The 3,600-nt window shown below is 74.4% G+C and carries 3 protein-coding genes and 1 pseudogene; 2 read left to right on the top strand and 2 right to left on the bottom strand.

The features are described from left to right. A pseudogene (locus SSBG_RS35410) lies at positions 1–722 on the top strand (hypothetical protein); the annotation flags it as partial. 273 nt (positions 723–995) lie between these two features. Here the strand turns inward: SSBG_RS35410 and nucS are convergent. Then, a complete protein-coding gene (gene nucS, locus SSBG_RS07455) occupies positions 996–1,667 on the bottom strand; it encodes an endonuclease NucS (RefSeq protein WP_037869171.1) in 672 nt (223 codons plus the stop codon). A gap of 210 nt (positions 1,668–1,877) precedes the next feature. Here nucS and SSBG_RS07450 point away from each other — a divergent pair, with 210 nt between their 5' ends. After that, the gene (locus SSBG_RS07450; protein WP_008745588.1) at positions 1,878–2,270 is read left to right on the top strand and encodes an SCO5389 family protein; all 393 of its coding nucleotides are present in this window, start codon (positions 1,878–1,880) and stop codon (positions 2,268–2,270) included. A gap of 155 nt (positions 2,271–2,425) precedes the next feature. Here SSBG_RS07450 and SSBG_RS07445 read toward each other — a convergent pair whose 3' ends face one another. Beyond that, the gene (locus SSBG_RS07445) at positions 2,426–3,457 is read right to left on the bottom strand and encodes an LLM class flavin-dependent oxidoreductase (RefSeq protein WP_008745587.1); all 1,032 of its coding nucleotides are present in this window, start codon (positions 3,455–3,457) and stop codon (positions 2,426–2,428) included. Positions 3,458–3,600: the final 143 nt, after the last annotated feature.

Raw genomic sequence — 3,600 nt, 5'->3', positions numbered from 1 at the left:
CCGAGGTCTTCGCGCGCCAGGCACCACCGGAGCGCGGGAACGAGCCCAAGGCCGGGGTACGGCGCTCGGCGTTCACCGGGAGCCGCCGCAATCTCGTCGCGGCCGGCGCCGGGGCGCTCCTCGTCGCCGTGCTCGGCACCGTCGTCACCCTCGGCACGCTGTCCGACAACGACGACGCGCCCGCCGACCGCGTCACCACCGAGCACTCCGCGAGCACCGACGACGACAGCGACGACGCCGGTGCCGGCACCGGCACCCCGCCCGGCGAGACCGGCTCCACGACGAAGCGGCCCAGCCCCTCCTCCTCCCCGACCGACCCGGGCGAGGACGGGGTGCTCGGCACCGCCGACGACCCGGCGCCCGCCACCGGGAGGAGCGAGTCGCCCGGCTCCTCGTCCTCCGCGCGCGACGAGGGGAAGCCCGGGAAGCCGGACCCGGGGCCGAGCGATTCGGACGAGCCCGGCGGCACGAAGACCAGCGACACCCCGGAGCCGCCGACCGGTACGGACCCCACCGGGACCTCGCCCTCCACCTCGCCGAGCGACCCCGAGGACCCGACCGACGAGCCCTCGGAACCCTCCGAGCCCTCCGAGCCGACGGACCCCACCGACCCCGGCGAGACCGACCCCTCCGAGCCCGAGACGAGCAACTCGGCGAGCGAGCCCGTGGAGAGCGCCACGGCGGGCACCCCGGACGCCTCCGGCGCCTCCGACCTCGCCTGAGACCCGCCGCGATCCACCGGGGCCACCACACACGGTGAGCACCCGGTGGTGCGCGCCGCGTGAGCGGGTGCCGGGTTCCTCCCGGTCCGTGACCGGCGCAGGCGCGGGATTTGGCCGAACCCACACAGTCGCACGGCATATGCCAACGGCGCGGGGGAGGGCCCCCGGCCGGGGCGGGGAGCGCGCGACGGGGGTGGGGAGACGTGACGGGGGCCGGGAAGGCGCGACGGGGGGCGTCCCGCGCCCGTACCGCCGTGCCGCCCCGCGCCCGCCTCAGAACAGGCGCAGTTTGTCGTCCTCGATGCCGCGCAGCGCGTTGTAGTCGAGGATCGCGCAGTCGATGCCCCGGTCCGTCGCGAGGACGCGGGCCTGCGGCTTGATCTCCTGCGCGGCGAAGACACCGCGCACGGGCGCCAAGTGCGGGTCCCGGTTGAGGAGTTCGAGGTACCGGGTGAGCTGTTCGACGCCGTCGATGCCGCCCTGGCGCTTGAGTTCGATCGCCACCGTGCGGCCCTCGCCGTCCCGGCACAGGATGTCCACCGGGCCGATCGCCGTCATGTACTCGCGGCGGATGAGCGTCCAGCCCTCGCCGAGGGTGTCGAGGCGGTCCGCGAGGAGTTCCTGGAGGTGCGCCTCGACGCCGTCCTTGATGAGGCCGGGATCGACGCCGAGTTCGTGCGAGGAGTCGTGCAGGACCTCCTCCATCGTGATCACGAGCTTCTCGCCGCCCTTGTTGATCACCGTCCACACCGGGGTCCCGCCGTCCTCGCCCTCCTTGAGGGTGCACGGCGGGGACATCCAGTTCAGGGGCTTGTACGCGCGGTCGTCCGCGTGGATCGAGACGCTGCCGTCCGCCTTCACGAGGATCAGCCGGGGCGCGAGGGGGAGGTGGGCGGTGAGCCGCCCCGCGTAGTCCACGGAGCAACGGGCGATGACAAGGCGCATGGTCGGCAACGCTATCCGACCCGGACCCCTGCTCGCGATCCGCCCCGGAGCACGGCTGCCGCGTGGCCGGTTGTGTGCGCGCACGCCTGGTGTGCCCCCGGAGGCGTGCATAACGTGTTGGCAGGAGGTCGCGACACGAGCACGCTGCGTGTCCGGGCCTCCCGCCCTGTCCGTGGACCCCCGCCGCTCGGGGGTGCGAGAGGAGTACCCATGTCGCTCGACGTCTCACCGGCACTGTTGGCACAGGCCGAGCGGGGCGAGGTGGACGAGGCCGAATTCGTGGACTGCGTCCGGACCTCGCTGCCCTACGCCTGGGAGATGATCAGTTCCCTGGTGGCCCAGCTCAAGGTGGACGGAGGGGACTTCGCAGACAACCGGACGCCCCCGTCCAGCGAGAAGGAGCGCGGCCAGCTTCTGCGCGCGCTCGCCAGCGACGCCATCAGGGGCGCGCTCCAGCGCCACTTCGGGGTCCGCCTCGCCTTCCAGAACTGCCACCGGGTCGCGGTCTTCCCCCTCGACCCCGCCGCGGACGAACGGCTCACGCGCTTCACCTCGGTCCGCGGCCAGCTCCTCAACCAGTCCCCGGAGCTGCGCGACTGCTGACCCCGCGCCCCCCGCTCGCCGCGTCGGGGGACACTCCGTCCCCCGGCGTAGCGGGAACTCATCACTCCGCCGCCTCGCGTCCGTCTGTTTTCAGGCCACGTGGAGCACGCCCCGCTACGTCACCAGGGACCCCCACGCCGCTCGGGACCCCCCGCTCAGCCCAGCAACGGCAGCAGCTCCGCCCCCGCCCGCCGCAGGTTCGCCTCCGTCGTCGCGAGATCGCCGGAGCCCTCGGCGAGCAGCGCGAAGCGCGTGATCCCGGTGCGCTCCGCCGTCGCGGCCAGCCGCCGCGCGGCCGTCTCGGGGGTGCCGACCGGATGGATGCCGCACAGGAACTCGGTGTACGCCACCGGGTCCCGCATCCGCCGCTGCCTGCCGTCCACCGTGACGTGCGCGCCGAGCCCCTCGCGGAACCACTCGGGCATCGCCTTGACGAGCGTGTCCCTGGCCTCGGCGTCGCCGTCGGCGAGCTGGAGCACCCCGGCGCTGAGGTGCGCGGCGCCGTCGATTCGTTCCGGCGCGAGCCCCGCCGCGCGCGCCTCGGCGCGCCACAACGCGACCATCGCCGCCTTCTCCTCGTCCCGCGCGTGCATCCCGAGCAGCATCGGCAGTCCGCGCCGCGCGGCGAGCCGTACGGTGCCGGGCGAGGTGCAGGCCACGACGACCTCGGGCCCCGGCTGCCCGGGCAGCAGCGCCTGCGCGGGGCGCGGTACGACGCTCACCTCGCGGAAGGCGTAGCGCTCGCCGCTCGCCCCGACCCGGCCCTCGCGCAGCCAGCGCAGCAGCAGGTCGAGCGATTCGGGGAAGTGCCGCTCGAAGGCGTCGAGCCCGGCGCCGAAGACCTCCAGGTCCACCCAGGGCCCGCCCCGTCCGACCCCGAGCGAGAACCGTCCCTCGGCCGCGAGGTGCAGCAGGGCCGCCTGCTCGCCGAGCGCGACCGGGTGCGCGGTCGGCAGCACGCTCACCGCCGTGCCGACCCGCAGGCGCCGCGTCCGGCCGAGCAGGAGAGCGGCGAGCGTGACCGCCGAGGGACAGGTTCCGTACGGCACGAAGTGGTGCTCCGCGAGCCAGACCGAGTCGAAACCGGCCTCCTCCGCCACCTCCGCCGAGCGCACCGCGCGGTGCAGCGCCTCTCCGTGGCCCTGGCCCGGGTACTGCCCCGCCAGGACGAAACTCCCTATCCGCATGAGCCGTTGACGCCTCCTTCGTGCCGTGCGGGCCGCAGCGCCCGCTGACGGCAACAACGCCCGACACGTGCCAAGGGCACGGCTTGCCCGGGAGGATTGGCGGATTGTCCGGGAAGCGGCGGGATCGGGGGCCGCTTGTCTCG

The sequence above is a fragment of the Streptomyces sp. SPB074 genome (assembly GCF_000154905.1).
GTDB lineage: Bacteria > Actinomycetota > Actinomycetes > Streptomycetales > Streptomycetaceae > Streptomyces.
The sequence above is the reverse complement of the archived record's forward strand: the minus strand, read 5'-3'. Positions and strand labels throughout refer to the sequence as shown.

Coding starts and splice junctions, on each gene's coding strand:
- SSBG_RS07450 (WP_008745588.1), top strand. CDS start 1,878: ATGTCGCTCGACGTCTCACCGGCACTGTTGGCACAGGCCGAGCGGGGC.
- nucS (WP_037869171.1), bottom strand. CDS start 1,667: ATGCGCCTTGTCATCGCCCGTTGCTCCGTGGACTACGCGGGGCGGCTC.
- SSBG_RS07445 (WP_008745587.1), bottom strand. CDS start 3,457: ATGCGGATAGGGAGTTTCGTCCTGGCGGGGCAGTACCCGGGCCAGGGC.